The 18,326-nt window shown below is 71.4% G+C and carries 15 protein-coding genes; 6 read left to right on the top strand and 9 right to left on the bottom strand.

The window, feature by feature from the left end; genetic code table 11:
- Positions 1-82: 82 nt before the first annotated feature.
- Positions 83-1,027 (top strand): aldo/keto reductase, encoded by a 945-nt coding sequence (locus tag MBA17_RS16940; protein WP_238497432.1) that lies wholly within the window; start codon positions 83-85, stop codon positions 1,025-1,027.
- Positions 1,028-1,506: 479 nt separating this feature from the next.
- Positions 1,507-2,334, top strand: a complete 828-nt coding sequence (locus MBA17_RS16945; RefSeq protein WP_238497433.1) for a hypothetical protein — start codon at positions 1,507-1,509, stop codon at positions 2,332-2,334.
- A gap of 20 nt (positions 2,335-2,354) precedes the next feature.
- Here MBA17_RS16945 and fabI read toward each other — a convergent pair whose 3' ends face one another.
- Both fabI and MBA17_RS16955 read right to left on the bottom strand, forming a co-directional pair.
- Positions 2,355-3,119, bottom strand: coding sequence for an enoyl-ACP reductase FabI (fabI, locus tag MBA17_RS16950; protein ID WP_238497434.1), 765 nt, complete (start codon positions 3,117-3,119; stop codon positions 2,355-2,357).
- A gap of 2 nt (positions 3,120-3,121) precedes the next feature.
- Positions 3,122-3,826: a beta-ketoacyl-ACP reductase gene (locus MBA17_RS16955; RefSeq protein WP_238497435.1), complete on the bottom strand. Its 705-nt coding sequence runs from the start codon at positions 3,824-3,826 to the stop codon at positions 3,122-3,124.
- Between the two features lie 77 nt (positions 3,827-3,903).
- Here MBA17_RS16955 and MBA17_RS16960 point away from each other — a divergent pair, with 77 nt between their 5' ends.
- The 3 genes from MBA17_RS16960 (at position 3,904) to MBA17_RS16970 (ending at position 7,202) form a co-directional block, all read left to right on the top strand.
- Positions 3,904-5,397, top strand: a complete 1,494-nt coding sequence (locus MBA17_RS16960; protein WP_238497436.1) for a TldD/PmbA family protein — start codon at positions 3,904-3,906, stop codon at positions 5,395-5,397.
- Positions 5,397-6,764, top strand: a complete 1,368-nt coding sequence (locus MBA17_RS16965; protein ID WP_238497437.1) for a metallopeptidase TldD-related protein — start codon at positions 5,397-5,399, stop codon at positions 6,762-6,764. The genes MBA17_RS16960 and MBA17_RS16965 overlap by 1 nt, the downstream gene beginning before the upstream one ends.
- Positions 6,765-6,890: 126 nt before the next feature.
- Positions 6,891-7,202 (top strand): DUF3099 domain-containing protein, encoded by a 312-nt coding sequence (locus MBA17_RS16970; RefSeq protein ID WP_238497438.1) that lies wholly within the window; start codon positions 6,891-6,893, stop codon positions 7,200-7,202.
- Positions 7,203-7,367: 165 nt separating this feature from the next.
- Here the strand turns inward: MBA17_RS16970 and MBA17_RS16975 are convergent, their stop codons facing one another.
- From MBA17_RS16975 to MBA17_RS16995, 5 genes are all read right to left on the bottom strand, one after another.
- The gene (locus MBA17_RS16975) at positions 7,368-7,610 is read right to left on the bottom strand and encodes a DUF6457 domain-containing protein (RefSeq protein WP_238497439.1); all 243 of its coding nucleotides are present in this window, start codon (positions 7,608-7,610) and stop codon (positions 7,368-7,370) included.
- Entirely contained in the window at positions 7,594-8,175 is a 582-nt protein-coding gene (mobA, locus tag MBA17_RS16980; RefSeq protein WP_238497440.1) for a molybdenum cofactor guanylyltransferase, read from the bottom strand. Before mobA ends, MBA17_RS16975 begins: the two co-directional genes overlap by 17 nt.
- 13 nt (positions 8,176-8,188) lie before the next feature.
- Positions 8,189-9,178, bottom strand: coding sequence for a GTP 3',8-cyclase MoaA (gene moaA, locus MBA17_RS16985; protein WP_238497441.1), 990 nt, complete (start codon positions 9,176-9,178; stop codon positions 8,189-8,191).
- Positions 9,179-9,342: 164 nt separating this feature from the next.
- Positions 9,343-9,759, bottom strand: a complete 417-nt coding sequence (locus MBA17_RS16990) for a hypothetical protein (protein ID WP_238497442.1) — start codon at positions 9,757-9,759, stop codon at positions 9,343-9,345.
- A 70-nt stretch (positions 9,760-9,829) separates the two neighbouring features.
- Complete coding sequence (locus MBA17_RS16995; protein ID WP_238497443.1) at positions 9,830-10,867, bottom strand: RNA polymerase subunit sigma-70; 1,038 nt, start codon at positions 10,865-10,867, stop codon at positions 9,830-9,832.
- 733 nt (positions 10,868-11,600) lie between these two features.
- Here MBA17_RS16995 and MBA17_RS17000 point away from each other — a divergent pair.
- Positions 11,601-12,755 (top strand): RtcB family protein, encoded by a 1,155-nt coding sequence (locus MBA17_RS17000; protein WP_238497444.1) that lies wholly within the window; start codon positions 11,601-11,603, stop codon positions 12,753-12,755.
- A gap of 642 nt (positions 12,756-13,397) precedes the next feature.
- Here MBA17_RS17000 and MBA17_RS17005 read toward each other — a convergent pair.
- Together MBA17_RS17005 and MBA17_RS17010 are read right to left on the bottom strand one after the other, a co-directional pair.
- Positions 13,398-17,126, bottom strand: a complete 3,729-nt coding sequence (locus MBA17_RS17005; protein WP_238497445.1) for a S8 family peptidase — start codon at positions 17,124-17,126, stop codon at positions 13,398-13,400.
- A 191-nt stretch (positions 17,127-17,317) separates the two neighbouring features.
- Positions 17,318-18,196: a UbiA family prenyltransferase gene (locus tag MBA17_RS17010; RefSeq protein ID WP_238497583.1), complete on the bottom strand. Its 879-nt coding sequence runs from the start codon at positions 18,194-18,196 to the stop codon at positions 17,318-17,320.
- Positions 18,197-18,326: the final 130 nt, after the last annotated feature.

The raw sequence follows: 18,326 nt of genomic DNA on the forward strand, positions 1-18,326 counted from the left end.
CCCGGGCGACACCCCTGGCGACACAGCCGTGACATGAGCCTTTCCCGCGCTCGCCAGCTCGGAGCGGTAATCTGGCCGGATCATGGAGCAGCGCTATGTCGGGCGGAGCGGGCTGTCGGTCTCGCGCCTCGGGCTCGGCACGATGACGTGGGGGCGTGACACCGGCGCGGACGAGGCGGCGGCGCAACTCCGCACGTTCGCCGAGGCCGGGGGCACGCTGATCGACACCGCGGACGTCTACACCGGCGGCGACGCGGAGCGGCTGCTCGGCCGGCTGATCCGGGACGTCGTCCCCCGCTCGGAGCTGGTGATAGCCACCAAGGCGGTCCTCACGCCGGACGGGCGGCGGCCCTGCGACGCCTCCCGCCGCCATCTCGTCGCCGCGGCCGACGCCTCGCTCGCCCGTCTGGGGGTGAACGACGTCGAGCTGTGGCAGTTGCACGCGTTCGACCCGGAGGTGCCGCTGGACGAGACGCTGGCGGCCGTCGACACGATCGTGACGTCGGGGCGCGCCGCCTACGCGGGGGTCTGCAACTACGCGGGCTGGCAGCTCACGGCCGCCGCCGTGGCCCAGCGGGCGACGCCGGGACACGCGCCGGTGGTCGCCGTCCAGACCGAGTACTCCCTGCTGGCCCGGGACGCCGAGCGGGAGCTGCTGCCCGCCGCCGAGTTCGTCGGCGCCGGGCTGCTCGCCTGGTCACCGCTGGGTCGGGGGGTGCTGACGGGGAAGTACCGCACGGGCATCCCCGCCGACTCGCGGGCCGCCACGCCGCACTTCGCGGAGTTCGTCCGCCCCTACCTCGACGAGCGGTCACGGCGGGTGGTGGAGTCGGTGACCACCGCGGCGGAAGGGCTGGCGGTCTCGCCCCTGTCGGTCGCCCTGTCGTGGGTGCGCGACCAGCCGGGCGTCTCCTCGGCGATCGTCGGCGCCCGGACGAACGCACAGCTCGCGGGGATCCTCCAGGCCGAGGAGCTGATGCTGCCACGCGAGATCCGCGAGGCGCTCGACGACGTGTCGGCGGACTGAGGCCGGGTCTCCGCCGGCGGGCATGGGCCGGGACATGTCGGCGGCCGGTCCTCTCGATCGCGAACCAGCCGCAGGCCGTCGGCACCCCGGCGCACCCGGTGACGGCGTCCTTTCCGCACCGCACAGCCCATACCTCACGCGTCCACCGCGGCCCATTGGGACGCCACCCCCGAATTCGCCACTTGACTCCGCTGTTCCACCCGACAACACAGCAGGACCCAAGACGACATACGGCTGCTGCCAGGCATTAAGATGATCGCGGCGGATCCCCAGAAAGAAATGAGAGTCCTCCTCGCGTATCACTAATCGATACCGAATCGCAACTTTCCGTGGAAAACCCGGGCGACTTCACAAAACTGTCAACTGGGTGGCTGAGGGGTAACCCACAGATGACGGTCGTGGTGAGAAGAAGGCGGCGCACTCAAAGGGATGCGAGCGCGGTCGCTGCTCGTCATGGCATGACGCGGAGGGGACGTTCCATGCGGAAGGGCCGAGGAAGAGCCGCTCTTTCCGCGGGAGCGCTGGCGCTCGCGCTGGGGATACCCGCGGCGCCGGCGGCGGCGGCCTCGTCGTCGTCGCCCGGCTGCGACAAGATCGGCGGCGGGCTGATCTCAGGGCTGGCCGGGAGCCTGTGCGGCCTGACCGACGGCGTGACCGACCTCGTCGACGGGCTCACCGGCGGCAAACTCTCGCCGATGACCGACCTCGTCGACCGCACGGGTGAGAAGATCCTTCGCAAGCCCACCGGTGAGCCCTCCACGCCGGCCGTGCTGGTGCCGAGCCCCACGCCGGCCACACCGACCACCACCCCGGAGGTCCACGACCTGCTGCCGGAGACGCTCGGCCCGACCTGCCCGCCGACGGCGGCCAACTGCGAGACCGTGCCCTCGCGGCAGCCGAAGCCCGACCAGACCAGGCGCAAGGCGTCCGAGCGAGACGAGACGGAACGGCTCCCGGTCGGGCCGCCCCGGCCCTCGCCGACGCCCCGTCCGACCGACCATCGCCCGGAGACGACCGAGAACGTCCAGCGGGTGAAGTCGGAGCCGGTGGACCCGGAGTCGCCGCGCGTCGATCTGCTCTGGCCGTACCTGGACAGGATGCCGCGCCCGATGCAGGGCCGGAAGGCGGTCGTCAAGCCGGCGAGGCCCTCCGACGCGCTGGGGACCGCGCTGACCGCCGCGCTGCTGCTCTCGGCGATCCTCGCCGCGCGCGTGGTCTACGCGCGGCGAGCGGGGGACGAGCACGACGAGACGATTCCCTTCGAGCCGCTGCGGGTGCGCGGCCGGCAGCGGCTCGCCGAGCCCTGACCGCCCCCGGGCGCGCGCCCTCAGCCGCCTATCGCGTGGGCGCCGCCGTCGACGTGCACGATCTCGCCGGTCGTGGCGGGGAACCAGTCGGACATCAGCGCCACGCACGCCTTCGCGGTGGGCATGGTGTCGGCCAGGTCCCAGCCGAGCGGCGCCCTGGCCGGCCAGCTCTCCTCGAACTCCGCGAAGCCCGGGATGCTCTTGGCCGCCATGGTCCGCAACGGGCCGGCCGCGACGAGGTTGACCCGGATGCCGTGTTTGGCCAGATCACGGGCCAGATAGCGGGAGCACGACTCCAGGCCGGCCTTGGCCACGCCCATCCAGTCGTAGACCGGCCACGCCTTGCTCGCGTCGAAGTCGAGCCCGACGACCGCGCCGCCGTCCTTCATCAGGGGCAGGCACGCGACGGCGAGCGACTTGAAGGAGAAGGTGGAGACGTGCATCGCCGTCGCCACGTCCTCCCACGAGGTGTTCAGGAAGTTTCCGCCCAGGGCCGACTGGGGGGCGAACCCGATGGAGTGGACCACCCCGTCGAGCCCGTCGACGTGCTCGCCCACCCGGTCGGCCAGCGAGCCGAGGTGCTCGGTGTTCTGGACGTCCAGCTCGACCACCGGAGGAGTCTCGGGCAGCCGCTTGGCGATGCGCTCCACCAGGCTGAGCCGGCCGAACCCGGTCAGCACGACCTCGGCGCCCTCCAGCTGGGCCAGCTTGGCCACGGAGAAGGCGATCGAGGCGTCGGTGAGGACACCGGTGACCAGGATGCGCTTTCCTTCGAGGATTCCCACGTTCAGTGCCCCATTCCCAGGCCGCCGTCGACCGGGATGACCGCCCCGGTGACGTAGGCGGCGTCGTCGCTCGCGAGAAACCTGACCACCCGCGCGACCTCTTCGGCGCTCGCGTAACGCCCCAGCGGGATGTTCTTCTTGATCTTCTCCTGGTATTCCTCCGCCAGGGCGGCCGTCATCTCCGTCGCCACGAACCCGGGGGCCACCACGTTGACCGTGATCCCGCGTGAGCCGAGCTCGCGGGCCAGCGAGCGGCCGAAGCCGATCAGACCCGCCTTGGAGGCGGCGTAGTTGGTCTGCCCCGCCGAGCCGAGCATCGCCACCACCGAGGAGACGAGGATCACCCGGCCGCGCCTGAGCTTCAGCATGCCGCGCGAGGCTCGTTTGGCGACCCGGTAGGCGCCGGTCAGGTTGGTGTCGATGACGTCGGTGAAGGTCTCCTCCTTCATCATCGGCAGCAGCGTGTCCTTGGTGATCCCCGCGTTGGCGACGACCACCTCGACCGGCCCGTGCTCGGCCTCGGCCTTGCCGAACGCCGCGTCGACGTCGGTCATGCTCGTCACGTCGCAGCGGACGCCGAACAGGCCTTCTGGGGGCTCCCCAGAGCGATAGGTCACGGCGACGGCGTCGCCCGCCGCCGCGAGCTCCCTGGCGATCGCCAGGCCGATGCCGCGATTGCCGCCGGTGACGAGAACAGAACGACTCATGCCAGTGACGCTATCGCCTACCCGTTGGTAGGCCAGTTGTCCGGGTGGGACAAGATCACAGGGTTAGGATCGTCGACATGCGCCAGATCGACTCCGATTTCCTCGCGCTGCCGCTACGGCAGCTGGCGGACGCCGCGCTACAGCGGGCCCGCGACCTCGGCGTCGAGCACGCCGACTTCCGGCTGGAACGCGTGCGCTCCGAGACGCTGCGGCTGTACGACGCCCGTCTTGAGGGCTCCATGGACGCCGACGACCTGGGCTACGCCGTACGCGTGGTCAAGAACGGCACGTGGGGCTTCGCCGCGGGCATCGAACTGACCCCGGACGCGGCCGAGAAGGTGGCCGAGCAGGCGGTGGAGGTCGCCGTGGTCGCCGCCGCCGTCAACCGCGAGCCGATCGAGCTCGCTCCCGAGCCTGTCCACTCCGACGTGACGTGGGTCTCCGAGTACGAGGTCGACCCGTTCGAGGTGCCGTTGAAGGACAAGACGGGGCTGCTGGCCGACTGGTCGGGTGCGCTGCTGCGGCACAGCGACCACGTGCAGGCGTCGCTGATGCAGGTGAAGGAGCAGAAGTTCTACGCCGACACCGCGGGCACCTCCACCACGCAGCAGCGGGTCCGTCTGCACCCGGTGCTCACCGCGATGAAGGCCGCCGACGGGCGCTTCGAGGAGATGCGCACGCTGGCGCCGCCCGTCGGCCGCGGCTACGAGTACCTCACGGGCACCGGATGGGACTTCCCCGCCGAGCTGGCGCTCCTCCCCGGCCACCTGGACGAGAAGCTCCGCGCCCCCTCCGTCGAGGCGGGCGAGTACGACCTGGTGATCGACCCCTCCAACCTGTGGCTGACCATCCACGAGTCGATCGGGCACGCCACCGAGCTGGACCGGGCCCTCGGCTACGAGGCGGCGTACGCGGGCACCAGCTTCGCCACCTTCGACAAGCTGAACGAGCTGGTGTACGGCTCGCCGGTGATGAACGTCACGGGCGACCGCACGGCGGAGCACGGGCTGGCCACCATCGGCTACGACGACGAGGGGGTGGCGACCAGGCGGTTCGACATCGTCTCCGGCGGCACCCTGGTCGGCTACCAGCTCGACCGGCGGATGGCCCTGATGAAGGGCCTCGGCCGGTCCAACGGCTGCGCCTTCGGCGACTCCCCCGGCCACATGCCGATCCAGCGCATGGCCAACGTCTCGCTGCAGCCCGAGCCCAGCGGCCCCGCCACCGAGGAGCTGATCTCGCGCGTCGAGCGCGGCGTCTACGTGCAGGGCGACAAGAGCTGGTCCATCGACATGCAGCGGTACAACTTCCAGTTCACCGGCCAGCGTTTCTACCGGATCACGAACGGCAGGCTCGACGGGCAGCTCCGCGACGTCGCCTACCAGGCGACCACGACCGACTTCTGGCGGTCGATGGAGGCCGTCGGCGGGCCGCAGACCTACGTGCTCGGCGGGGCGTTCAACTGCGGCAAGGGGCAGCCGGGGCAGGTCGCGCCGGTCAGCCACGGGTGCCCGTCGGCGCTGTTCCGCGGCGTGCGCGTCCTCAACACCGTGCAGGAGGGTGGGAAGTGATGACCCCGCAGGAGATGGTCGAGCGCGCGCTGGAGATGACCGGCGCCGACGACCGGATAGTGATCGTGGACGAGGGGTCCACCGCCAACCTGCGCTTCGCCGGCAACACGCTGACCACCAACGGCGTGGCCAGGTCCGCCCAGCTCACCGTGATCTCGGTGACCGGGCAGGGCGTCGGCGTGGTGTCCCGGGCGGCGGTCAGGCCCGAGCAGCTCGCCGACGTGGTGGCCGCCGCCGACCGCGCGGCCAGGGACGCCCAGCCCTCGGAGGACGCCCGGCCGCTGACCGGCCCCGCCGAGTCGGCCGGCTGGGGCGACCCCGCCGCCGGCACCTCGATCGGCGTGTTCGGCGAGTTCGCGCCCGCACTCGGCGAGGCGTTCGCCGCCGCGGAGGCCGGCGGCAGACGCCTGTACGGCTTCGCGGAGCACACCGTCACCAGCACCTTCGTCGGCTCCTCCAGCGGGCTGCGGCTCCGCCACGACCAGCCCACCGGGCGACTGGAGCTGAACGCGAAGTCGGCCGACATGAAGCGCTCGGCGTGGACGGGGGTCGCCACCCGCGACTTCACGGACGTCGACGTGGCGGCGCTCGACTCCTCGCTCGCCCAGCGGCTCGACTGGGCCAAGGTCCGCATCGACCTTCCCGCGGGCCGCTACGAGACGCTGATCCCGCCCACCGCCGTCGCCGACCTGATGATCTACCTGTACTGGTCGGCGGGCGCGCACGACGCCGCCGACGGCCGCACGGTGTTCTCCAAGCCCGGTGGCGGCACCAGGGTGGGCGAGACGCTCTCCGGCTCTCCGCTGCGCCTGTACAGCGATCCGGCGGCGGAGGGCATCCAGTGCGCGCCGTTCGTGGTGGCGCACGCCTCCAGCCGGCAGAGCTCCGTCTTCGACAACGGGCTGCCGCTGGGCGCGACCGACTGGATCGCCGACGGGCGGCTGGCCGGTCTGTTGCAGACCCGCCACTCCGCCGAGGCGACCGGCCTGCCCATCACCCCGGCCATCGACAACCTGGTCATGCAGGGCCCCGCGGGCGGCCGCACGCTGGAGGAGATGATCGCCTCGACCGAGCGCGGCCTGCTCCTCACCTGCCTGTGGTACATCCGTGAGGTCGATCCGCAGAGCCTGCTGCTCACCGGCCTGACCCGCGACGGGGTCTACCTGGTCGAGCATGGCGAGGTGATCGGCGAGGTGAACAACTTCCGCTTCAACGAGAGCCCGGTCGACCTGCTGGGCCGCATCACCGAGATCGGCGCGGCCAGGCAGACGCTCCCCCGCGAGTGGAACGACTACTTCACCCGCACGATCATGCCGGCCGTCAGGGTGCCCGATTTCAACATGTCCACGGTCAGCCAGGCGAGCTGACGGCGGCGGACCGGCCGGCGGGGCGTGGCTTTCGGCCACCCCGCCGGCCGATGCTGTTTCCGCCCTCCTCACGCCCGGTCAGGGGCGCGATGACACCCGGCGGGCACGAGGACTACCGTGGAGGGTGTGAAGGCATGGCACCGACAGTCGATCGTGCACGCGGTGACCGATGCGCGCCCCTCGCTGAGCGAGGACATCGGCCGCCGGGAGAAGCGCTACCTCATTCAGATGGGTATCAGGACGCTCTGCCTCGTCCTGGCCGTCGTGTTGCCCGCCCCTTGGCCGATCCGCGGGCTGTTCATCGCCGGAGCGATCTTTTTGCCGTACGTTGCCGTGATCGGGGCCAACGAGCGGGAAAAAGACTCGCCATCGAGCTTCGAGACCGCCGAAGCTAACCAAAACGAGATACCAAGGCACCGACGCGAGATCGGGTCGTGACTAACTCTTGACGCATCCTATGGGTAGTAGGTGTACGCTTTAGCCAAGCGCTCTGGTCCCCCGTCAGGGCGCTGGTGCCGGCGTTCCGGGCCCCCGTCGGAACGCCGATGAAGCGACGCCGGGTGGTTTGCCCCCGTAACCACCCGGCGTCGCCCTTCACAGGGTTCATTCGCCGGTCGGTCGCTCCCAGTTCTGCGCCAGGCGGGTGAGCCGCTCGATCGCGTCGGGCGACGCCGTCCCCGAGCCCTCGGCCAGCCCCAGCAGGTACGCGGTGAGCGGCGCGGCGGGGCGGGTCACCCCGTGCGCGACCTCCTTGGTCAGGTCGAGCAGCGCGTCCCTGTCCACTCTCGCCGGGTCGATCCCGAGCTCCTCGCAGGCCAGCGCGGTCCACTCAGCCAGCACGTTCATCGCGTCTCCTCGCCGCCACGCCTCTCGCGCGGCGTAGATCGTCAATGGTGTCGCAATCAAACCACGGGGCGGCGTCGCCGGGCTCCGCGCGCAGCAGCACCGGTCGCAGCGGGGCGAGCAGGCCGTGCAGGGAGCGCCCGCCGTACGCCTCCAGGGCCGCGGAGAGGCGCGCGGTGTGCCAGACCCCCACCAGCCACTGCGCCCGGCCGTCGTCGTCGGCCAGCACCGCGCCGGCGCCCGCGGCGGCGGCCTCGCCGAGCGCGGCGACGTGAGCGGGGCGCAGGAACGGCAGATCTCCGGCGAGCAGCGCGAACCAGGGTGCCCGCACGAGTGCCAGCCCGGCGCGGAGAGCGGGCACGGGGCCGCCGCCGGGCGGCTCCTCCCTGGTGAACTCGGCCCGTGGCAGGCCGGGACGTGACGGGCCGACGACGACGAGCCTGCCCGCATCGGGTACGGCTGCCGCGACGTGCTCCACCAGCGCCCGGTCGCCGACCGTCATACCCGGCTTGTCCTGGCCGCCGAGCCGTTCCGCACGGCCGCCGGCCAAGATCACCGCGTCGTACACCGCGGCCTCCCGGTCAGCCGCCGATGGCCGACATCGGACGGGCCGGCTGCAGGAACGTGGGATCGTCGATGCCGTGCCCGGGGCGCTTGCCCCGGACCGCCGCCAGCCAGCGCTCGGCCAGTTCCTCGTCGGACGCGCCCGAGCGCATCGCGGCGCGCAGGTCGGACTCCTCGGTCGCGAACAGGCAGTTGCGGATCTGCCCGTCGGCGGTGAGCCGGACGCGGTCACACGCCCCGCAGAACGGCCGGGTCACCGAGCCGATGACGCCGACCCGCGCGGGCCCGCCGTCGATGAGGAACAGTTCGGCGGGCGCGCTGCCGCGCTCGACCGGGTCGTCGGGGGTCAGCTCGACGTGGGCGTTGAGCATCGCGAGGATCTCGTCGGCCGTGACCATGTTCTCCCTGCGCCAGCCGTGCTGGGCGTCGAGCGGCATCTGCTCGATGAAGCGCAGTTCGTAGCCCCGTTCCAGGCAGAACTCCAGGAGGGGGATGGCCTCGTGCTCGTTGACGCCGCGCATCAGCACCGCGTTGACCTTGACCGGCAGCATGCCGGCCGCGGCCGCCCCCTCCAGGCCTTTCAGCACGTCGGGCAGCCGGTCGCGGTGCGCCAGCCGTTTGAAGATCTCGCGGTCGATGGTGTCGAGGGAGACGTTGACCCGGTCGAGCCCCGCCGCGGCGAGGGGCTCGGCGAGTCTGGCCAGGCCGATGCCGTTGGTCGTCAGGGACACCTGTGGACGAGGGCTCAGCGCGGCGGTGTGGCCGACGATCTCGATCAGCTCACGGCGGAGCAGCGGCTCGCCCCCGGTGTAACGGACTTCGGTGATGCCCAGGCGCTCGACACCGATCCCGACCAGGCGCGCGATCTCCTCGGCCGTCAGCAGCTCCGGCTTGGGCAGCCAGTCGAGCCCCTCCGGGGGCATGCAGTACGTGCATCGAAGGTTGCACCTGTCGGTCAGCGACACCCGCAGATCGGTCGCCACCCGGCCGAACGAGTCCTTCAGCACCGGGCCCCACCTCCAGACATACTGCCAGATTACGTGCAGCCTACGACGTCGCAGTCCATCACGTGACCCCAGCCTTCCATTGTCGAACGTCACTTCCGACACCAAGATTCCCACTGACCACCCCTACGTGTACGGCGGGCCGTCCACGTAGGGGTGAGGGGGCCTCAGACGATCCTGGTCATGGACGAGTCGTAACCGCCGCCGCCGGGGTAGACCCAGGCGCCGGTGACGGTGTTCCCGTCCTGGCTGAAGGTGCCCCTGTAGTAGGCGGGGGACCCCTTCTCGCCACCCCAGATGGTCAGCGTGTCGTCAGCGAGCTCGTACACGTAGTCGAACGTGTTGCCGAGGCTGTCGTAGAAGCGGGACATGATGTCCGCGCCCGGCTCGCCACCGAAGGGGCGCAGGCGGCCGATCATCTCGACGCCCTTGATCCGCTCGCCGGCCTGCTCCATGTCGACGTCCTGGACGAGGAAGAAACCACCCTCCAGCCACCGGTAGGTGACCGTGCCCTCCGTGCCGCCCGTCACCCGCCAGGTGCCGGTGAGGCGGTCCAGGGCCTTCATGCCGATGTCCTGCGTCATGATCGTTCCTCTCGCTCGTGGCTCTCGTCCGTATGACGGGCGGGCGGGCGAAAAGGAATCGGCGCGCCGGTCACAGGGCGAGGGGCAGCCCGAACGCCGGGAACAGCTCAGGGCCGAACGTGGTGATCTCGGCGATCCTGCCGCCCTCGATCCGCAGGACGTCGAGGTTGACCGCGGTGTGGCTCTGCTCGCCCGGCCGGCGGACGTAGTTGGCGACCGCCGGCTGCCGGTTCGCGGCCGTGGGCAACGACCGCCAGTCGCCCCACGCCTCGGCGCCGACGGTGACCGGCCGCCACATGTCGATGATCGCCTTGCGCCCGTCGAAGACGAGCGACACCGGCGGCATCGTCTGCCGCGCGTCCGCACGCAGCATCGCGGTCAGCGCCGGGAGATCGGCATCCTGCGACGCCTGCATGTAGCGCTGGAGGACCGCGCGCTCCTCGTCGGTCGGCCGTATGGAGGAACCCCAGTCCGAACGCTGCTCGGGCAGCTCGGCGCGGATCGTCGCGCGGGCCCGCTGCAACGCGCTCTTGACGGCGGCGACGCTCAACTCCAGCGCCTCCGCGGTGGCGGGCGCCGGCCAGCCCAGCACGTCACGCAGGATCAGCACCGCGCGCTGTCTGGGCGGCAGGTGCTGGATGGCCGCCAGGAACGCCAGCTCGATCGTCTCCCTCGCGACCGCCACGGCGTCCGGCTCGCCGTCCCTCGGCGCGGTCAGATCCAGCAGGTCGTCAGGGTAGGGCTGGAGCCAGGACACCTCCGCCAGCGGCGACCGCGGCCCGTCGCCGGCCGCCGGCAGCGCGACCTCGCGGGCCCGGGCCGGGCCCGCGAGAGCGTCCAGGCACACGTTCGTCGCGATGCGGTACAACCAGGCGCGGAACGTCGAGCGGCCCTCGAAGGTCGCCCGCTTGCGCCACGCCCGCAGCATCGTCTCCTGAACCATGTCCTCGGCGTCGGTGAACGAGCCGAGCATCCGATAGCAGTGCACCTGGAGCTCGTGCCGGTGGCGCTCCGCGAACTCGCCGAACTCCCGCTCGCCGCTCGCCCGGACGCTGCTCGCCGCCACGCTCTCCCCGGCCGTGCGCGGCTGGTTCTCCGTCTCGGTCACGACGTCCCTCCCTCTCCTGGCCACCCCAGGGGTGCGCAGTCTAGTGACCAGGTCAGAGAGGGTCCAAGGGCGAGGCGTGCCGTAACGGCCGGGGGTGTTCCACCGGCGAGGAGGCGGGGGCGACGGCTTAACCGGGCATCGGCCGCGGCCGTCGTACCGCGGCCGGGGAGGGGTGCGGGATTCGCGGTGCCACGCGTGGGCGGCCTCCGGATGCGGATTCGACCGGTTTCGGGGAAGTCCGCGAACGGCGTGGATCCGCTCCTTCGTCCGGTTTGCGCCGCCGTCGCCGTGAACGAGTCCGGCCTTTGATTCGAGGAGAGGGCCGGCCCCTGCGGTTTCCACGGCGCGACACCGGAGTGATGAATCCGCATTCCCATCTCCCGTCATTCCACCCACGCGCAGGTCGAGACGGCAGAGAGCCCGCATGTGCTTTGTGATCAGCGACCATGTACGACATCCGAACCCATCACCATTTCCATCCGACCCGCTATCGGCATAAGTCAATTTCGCCGCCTGGAAGCGATTCGGACGAAATTCAAATGCCACGAGGAGCGATTAGCGGCGACCACTAGAATGTGATTCTAGTATTCAGTCGACAAACATCACTAAATCCGCATATTTCGCCATCTGATGGCCTCTGTCCGGGGCCCCGGGCCGAGGGGCCCCCGAATAATGGGTGGGCCTTCACGCCCGATAGCGGCAGACTGGATCTCGAATCGAAGGAGACACACCGATGCCGAACCAGGCCGCACCCAACCTTCTGTCATGGGCGAGCGACGTCGAGGCGGACGCGATCGCGCAGGCCGCCCGAGCCGCCCGGCTGCCGTTCGTTTCCGGTCACGTCGCCCTCATGCCGGACGCCCACGTCGGGATCGGGGCCACCGTCGGATCGGTGATCCCCACCAAGGGCGCGATCATCCCGGCCGCCGTGGGCGTCGACATCGGCTGCGGCATGATCGCGACCGAGACGACGCTCACCGCCGCCGACCTACCCGACACCCTCGCCGCGCTGATGCCGCTGGTGGAGGCCCGGATCCCGGCCGGCGTCGGCCAGGGCCACGACGACGACGCGGCGGATGAGGCACTCGGCGATCTCGGGCGTCCGCACACCGGCCTGTCCGCCAAGCAGGTGACGACGGTCGCGCGCCAGTTCGGCACCCTCGGCTCCGGGAACCACTTCGTCGAGGTCTGCCTCGACGAGCGCGACCAGGTGTGGACCGTGCTGCACTCGGGTTCGCGCGGCATCGGCAACCAGCTCGCCACCAAGCACATCGCCGAGGCGAAGACGCTGATGCGCCGCTACTTCATCGAGCTGGAGGACCCCGACCTGGCCTACCTGGTGCAGGGGACGCCGGAGTTCACCGCGTACATCCGCGACATGCTCTGGTCGCAGCGCTACGCCATGGCCTCTCGCGCGCGGATGGACCAGGCCCTCAGCACCGCGCTGTTCGGCGTCGTGGGCAAGGGCTCCCGGCTGCGGACCATCAATTGCCATCACAACTTCACCCAGCAGGAGACCCACCACGGGAAAGATCTGTGGATCACCCGGAAGGGGGCCATCAAGGCCGACACCGGCGACGAGGGCGTGATCCCCGGCTCGATGGGGACCCGGTCCTACATCGTCCGCGGCCTGGGGAACCCGTCGTCGTACGCGTCCTGCTCACACGGGGCGGGCCGCCGCATGTCGCGCGGCCAGGCACGGCGGGCGCTGACCGCCGAGTCGCTGACCACCGCGATGGAGGGCCGTACCTGGAACGCGGACCGGGCCGCGGCGCTGGTGGACGAGCACCCGAAGGCCTACAAGTCCATCGATCGTGTCATGCGGGACCAGCAGGACCTGGTCGAGGTCCAGCACACCCTCCGCCAGATCTTCAATTACAAGGGTTGAACCGACGTGGCGCCCCCCCCCCGGGGTGGCACGCCGGGCGGGGGCGCCGGCGACCCCTTAAGGTGACGGTCGCGGTGACGGTCGTGGCGGTCATGACCCCTCATGCGCTTGCAGGAGACCCTGCGCCAGTGCCCGTGCCTCTTGCAGAACTTGCATCGCCTGCCGTGCCAGTGACGCCACCGGCATCGCGCGCTGCTGCTTGTCTTCATGGTGTCGCCGGCCGTGCTCACGGCCACCGTCGCGGCCGTGCCGGCGGCGGTCGCGGCGTTCGCGGGCATCCCGCCCGGTGCCGCGAGCACGAGGGCCGCCAGCGAACCGGCTGCCACGAGTTGTTTGAGCATCAGAGATCACTCCCTGTCCGTGTGATCGGGTGACCGATGACCGGAGGGGCGACGTATCGGGCTCCCGAAGTCGGCGCCGGACGGCGCGTGATCTGAAGCTAACCGGAGAGCACCCGAACGGTCACCCTGAGAAAGCAAAGGGTACGGCCGGGCTGGGTAGCTCGCCTTGGGCTCGCCCTTGACCGCTCCGAGGCCACGCCTACCAAATCGGACTAGACAGGCAAAGTCGTATCTTTGGCCGCGATGGTCCCGATCACTCCGATTCCCCGCCCCGCACGGCGCGAGGCGGGGAATCACCAGGTCAGCGGAGAGCGTAGGCCCGGATCACCTCCTGGGAAAGGGTGTTCCCCCGGGTGTCGGAGGCCCGGAGCCGGAGCGAGACGAAGGCGCCGGAGCGTCCGATCGTCGCCTCGTACGCGTCTCCCCTGTGCTTCAGGCGGGTGGCACGCCAGGTGGCGCCGTCGTCGTACGACACCTCCAGCGTGACCTCCTTCACCTCCGGGTCGGCGGCGCCCGGCTGGCTGTGCAGGGAAAGCCCGAGCTTGGCCGAGCGTGCCCTGTTCCTCAGATCGACCGGCGCGTCGAAGCGGGCGAGCAGCAGCGGGATCACCGCGGCCTCCGTGCCACCGGCGTGCTCGGAGCCGAACGTCCACACCGCCTTGGCGGCGGTGCTCAACTCAGCCCAGGACGCGTGGTTCTCGACGTCGTACTCCAGCCGGTAGGACGACTTCTCCGCGGGCAGGTCGACGCTACCGGCCGGCCGGTAGTTGGTCTGGCTGATCAGGGTGTCGTTCCTGAAGAGACGGAAGTCGGTCTTCAGGCCGTTCTCGAACATGCTGGTGTAGGCGTCGCCGAAGTTGCCGTCACCGTCGACGAATCCCTTCATGTCGACGCGCAGCAGGTCGCCTTCCCTGCGCAGCGGGTTGCGCGGGTTGGCACCGGGCAGCAGCGGCTGCTTGAACCAGCCGCGTTCGACCCGCTCACCCGCCTTGTAGGAGCGCGTCTCGGGCTGGGAGAGCGCGATGCGCGGCGTTTCGGGGTGCGGCCACACGTTGTTGTAGGGCCGTTCCGGTGTGCCGGACGAGGTGGTCCACATCACCTCGGGATCGGGCGTGACGTACTCCACCCGCTCGCGGGGGGCGCGTGCCATCGGCCGGTTCGTGGTGATCGAGGCGGTGTCCCACGGCTCGAAGGCGAACCTCGCCTCGTTCACCGCGACGTCGTCGGCGACCTGGGTGTGGTAGCCGGCGGTCACCTTGGCCAGCGACTTGGCCCGCACCACGTACTTCAGCTCGTCCCTGACCTTGCCCTGCTCGCGCAGGTACAGCTCGTAGACGTAGGGGCTGGCGACGATCCCGTGGGCCACGATGGGCACCGGGAGGCGGCGCAGCCGGTCGGCCAGCTTCAGCCCCTCCTCGTGCGTCAGCCGTACGGTGGGCACCGACAGCCTGGTGCCCCGGCCGGCGGGCATGGCGTCGACACCTGGCCGGTCGCTGTAGACGGCGACCATCTTGGCTCCGGCGGCCGCGGCGGCGTTCGACTGGGTCGCCACCGAGACGCCCTCGGTCCTGCGGATGAGGGCCAGTCTGCCGCGCAGGTTCCTGCTCTTGATCTCCTCAGGGGTGCCGCGCCCGGCGTCCACGGCCGGCAGCAGCGCGGAGCCGTCCAGCTTGGGGTGCTCGGTCGACAGGTCGCTGAACCACACCGGGTCGTAGTAGTCGGGGTTCAGCTCGACGCCCGGCGTCTTCATGGTGATCGCGGGCGCTTCGAGCCGCCAGCGGGTGGCGACGGTGAAGGTGCCCTTGGTGACCCGCTCGGTCGGCTGGACGAACAGCCGCTCCTCCAGCTGGGCACCGAGGGAGATGGTGGTGCCGCCGCGCAGGGAGGTGCCCTTGATCGGCGCGCGGTGCCACATGAGCTGCGACGCGGCCCCGACGTTCCGCTTGGTCTTGTGGTCGGGGGTCTCGACCTTCACCTCTACGGCCTTGCGGGCGTCGAGCACGAGCTCGGTGTTCTCGGTGATCTCCATCTCGGGGTCGCCGACGAGGCTCTCGTTGAGCACCTTGCCGCTCTCGGTGCTGCTCTGCGAGGCGGGCATGGTGAAGATGTGGCCGACCACGGAGTAGGTGCCGGGGACCACCATCAGGCAGGTGCCCTTGCCGTACTTCTGGTCGGTGCACGGCACGGCGGGGTCACCGGGCAGCACCCGTCCGACGAGGGTCCCCTCGTCCAGGTTGAGCACGGTGAATCCGCCGCGGGCGGTGCGGCCGTCCCTGGCGACGCCGCTCACGCGCAGCTCGACGCGTTGGGCCGCGACGTCCGCGGTGAGCAGGGTCCGCACGGCCGGGCCGCCGGTCGCCTTGGCCGTCAGCTCCGCGCGGACCCGGCCGGGCTTCGCCGGGGCGATGGTGACCTCGGCTCCGGCCTGACCGCCGGCGGGCACGGTCAGCCTGGTGGGTGAGACGGTGAAGTGGTCACCGGTCGTCAGCTCCAGCTCGACCGGCGAGGCGCCCGGGTTGCGGTAGGTGACGGTCCGGGTCGTCGCGGCGTCGGGGTCGTCCTCGGTGAGGACGCCGAAGTTGACCGAGCCGTGGGAGGCGAGGACCGGGCCCGCGAGCGCCGCGGCGACGTCGATCCGGCCGGCGCCCTGCCCGTCGACGGGGTCGCCCTCCTGGTGCTCGGCCGTGCCCATCAGCAGGCCCTTGAGCTCCGCGCCGGTGATGCCCTTCCTGGCCTGGCGCAGCAGCGCGGCGGCGCCCGCGACGTGCGGGGTGGCCATCGAGGTGCCGGACATCGCGATGTGGCCGCCGCCCGTCTTGGCCGCCTCGATCGCCACGCCGGGCGCGGTGACGTCGGGCTTGACCGCGGAGTCGGCCGCGATCGGGCCGCGACTGGAGAACGGGGCGAGCTTGTCGTCCGCGTCCACGGCGCCGACGGTCAGCGCCGCGGGCGAGTCACCGGGGCTGCCGACGCAGGCGTCGCAGCCGTCGTTGCCGGCCGCGACCACGAACAGCGTGCCGTACTCCTTCGTCAGCTCGGACACGGCCTCGGTGAGCGGGCCGCCCGCCTCGGGGCTGCCCAGGCTCATGTTGACGATCTCGGCGTGCTTCTCGCCCGCCGCCCACTCCATGCCGTCGATGATCCACGACAGGTTGCCCGAGCCGTCGCCGCCGAGGACCCGGCCGTTGAGCAGCTTCGCCCCGGGGGCCACGCCCTTGCCCTTGCCGGCTTCGGCGGCGCCGCTGCCCGCGATGGTGCTCGCGACGTGGGTGCCGTGCCCGTGCGGGTCGCGCGGGCTGTTCTCGCCGGTGAAGTCGCGCTCGTCGGCGACCTTCCCGGCGAGGTCGGGGTGCGCGGTGTCGACACCGGTGTCCAGCACGGCCACCGTACTGCCGGTGCCGTCATGGCCGGCCGCCCACGCCGCCGGCGCGTTGATCTGCGGGACGCTGTGCTCCAGCACCGGCTCGACCTTGCGGTCCAGCCAGATCTTCCGGACCCCGGCGAGCGGCCCCGCCGTACGGCCGGCCGGGCCGGCGAGCCTGACCAGCTCGGCGCCGAACGTGGCCGCCTGGGCGGTGTCCACCGAGACGCCCGCGCCGCCGATGCTCTCCAGCGAGCGGAGCTGCCTCACCGCGGGGATCGCGGCCTTCGCCACCGGCCCCTCGTACGTCAGGATGAGCGGGATCGAACCCGTCTCGCCCTGCTCGGCAAGCGCCTGCACGTCGAACAGCGCGGTGTCGAGCCGTTCGGGGACCAGGGCCGCCACGTCGTCGGGGATGACGGTCAGCCTGCCGTCGCCCTCCAGCAACTGGAAGGACGGCACCGAGCCGTCCGCCCGGGGCGCGGGAGTGACCGTGGCCGTCGTCCTGCCGCCGCCCAGTTCGGTGAGGTGGACCTGGTCACCGGTGATCAAGGTGATGTCGTGGCCGGTCGGCTCAGGTTCGAACCCGGAGCCCTGTGCCGCGGCGCCCGGGACCGGCCCGAGGGCGGTGACCGTCGTGGTGGCCAGGGTGGCCGCGAGTGCCGCCACCGTCCAGCGCCTTCTTCGTCGCCCAGCCTCAGGCATGGACAAACCTCCAGAATTCGGTAAGGCAAGCTACCGAATTCTGGGTGAGGCGATCTTCGGGTGTCCATGAGGTGAATCTGTCCAGGTCACGACATGTCGGGAACCCGCCATCAACCGGCCGAGGATCCAGGCGTCGTACACGTGGCGACGCGCCGTCAACCGCCGCCGATCCGGGTGCCACCGGCGACGAGCAGGACCACGTCGACCGCCGCCACCGCGACCGCCGCCGCGAACGGCGCCCGCGGCCGACGGCGGCCCAGCAGCAGGCCCGCTCCCGACAACAGCACCGCGGCGGCCAGCGCCGCCCAGCGCGCCGGGGCGACCGGCCCCTCCGGCCCGAAGACGAGCAACGCGGAGGCCGCCAGCAGCGGCACCGGGACCAGCAGGCGGACCCGCTCGGCACCGAGCCGCTGCGGCCACCCGCGCACCCCGGTGGCCAGGTCGCCGTCGATGTCGGGCAGCACGTTGGCCAGGTGCGCGCCGATGCCCAGGGACGCCGCCGCGACGACCGCCCACCAGGCGGGCCACGGCTCCCCCGGCAATCCGAGCGTGACGAACGCGGGCAGCGAGCCGAACCCGATCGCGTACGGCGCCCACGAGATCACCGTCGCCTTCAGCCCCAGGTTGTACGCCCAGGCCGCCGCGACCCCCACCAGGTGCACGACCCCCGCAGCGACCCCGGACGCCAGCGACAGCGGCACGCACAGCACCAGGGCGATCACCGCCGCCACGGCCGGCACCCGCGCGCCGACCAGCCCGCCGACCACGGGCTTCCCGGCACGCCCCGCCGCGGCGTCCCGCCCCGCGTCCACCGCGTCGTTGCTCCACCCGATCGACAACTGCCCCGCCAGCACCGCCGCGCCGACCGCCACGCATCCCAGCGGATCCCGCCCGCTCGCCACGGCGAGCACACTCACCAGCACGGAGACCGCCACGGTGGGCCCCGGGTGACAGGCACCCGCCAGCCCCCGCACCACGGTCCACCCACGCGTCTTCGGAAGCGAGCGGCCGCCGACCGGCGAAGGGCTGGACATCACGCAGCCGATGCTAGTGCGGCACGGGGGACGACCGAGCGTCCGTACGGCATGCCAGGCCGGCGCCACGCGCCGTAGGCGGCAAGGTCCGCGGGCCCATGGTGCTCAGGCGCGGGTGGCCGGCCGCCGT

Origin of the sequence: Dolomitihabitans soli (assembly GCF_022213955.1) — a bacterium.
Classification (GTDB): domain Bacteria; phylum Actinomycetota; class Actinomycetes; order Streptosporangiales; family Streptosporangiaceae; genus Streptosporangium_A; species Streptosporangium_A soli.

Excerpts from the sequence above, each read along its gene's own strand:
- MBA17_RS16975 (WP_238497439.1), bottom strand. The coding sequence starts at position 7,610 with ATGAACGTGCTGGCTGAGTGGACCGCGCTGGCCTGCGAGGAGCTCGGG.
- MBA17_RS16945 (WP_238497433.1), top strand. The coding sequence starts at position 1,507 with ATGCGGAAGGGCCGAGGAAGAGCCGCTCTTTCCGCGGGAGCGCTGGCG.
- MBA17_RS16955 (WP_238497435.1), bottom strand. The coding sequence starts at position 3,826 with ATGAGTCGTTCTGTTCTCGTCACCGGCGGCAATCGCGGCATCGGCCTG.
- MBA17_RS16960 (WP_238497436.1), top strand. The coding sequence starts at position 3,904 with ATGCGCCAGATCGACTCCGATTTCCTCGCGCTGCCGCTACGGCAGCTG.
- MBA17_RS17000 (WP_238497444.1), top strand. The coding sequence starts at position 11,601 with ATGCCGAACCAGGCCGCACCCAACCTTCTGTCATGGGCGAGCGACGTC.
- MBA17_RS16965 (WP_238497437.1), top strand. The coding sequence starts at position 5,397 with ATGACCCCGCAGGAGATGGTCGAGCGCGCGCTGGAGATGACCGGCGCC.
- MBA17_RS16990 (WP_238497442.1), bottom strand. The coding sequence starts at position 9,759 with ATGACGCAGGACATCGGCATGAAGGCCCTGGACCGCCTCACCGGCACC.
- MBA17_RS16940 (WP_238497432.1), top strand. The coding sequence starts at position 83 with ATGGAGCAGCGCTATGTCGGGCGGAGCGGGCTGTCGGTCTCGCGCCTC.
- MBA17_RS17010 (WP_238497583.1), bottom strand. The coding sequence starts at position 18,196 with ATGTCCAGCCCTTCGCCGGTCGGCGGCCGCTCGCTTCCGAAGACGCGT.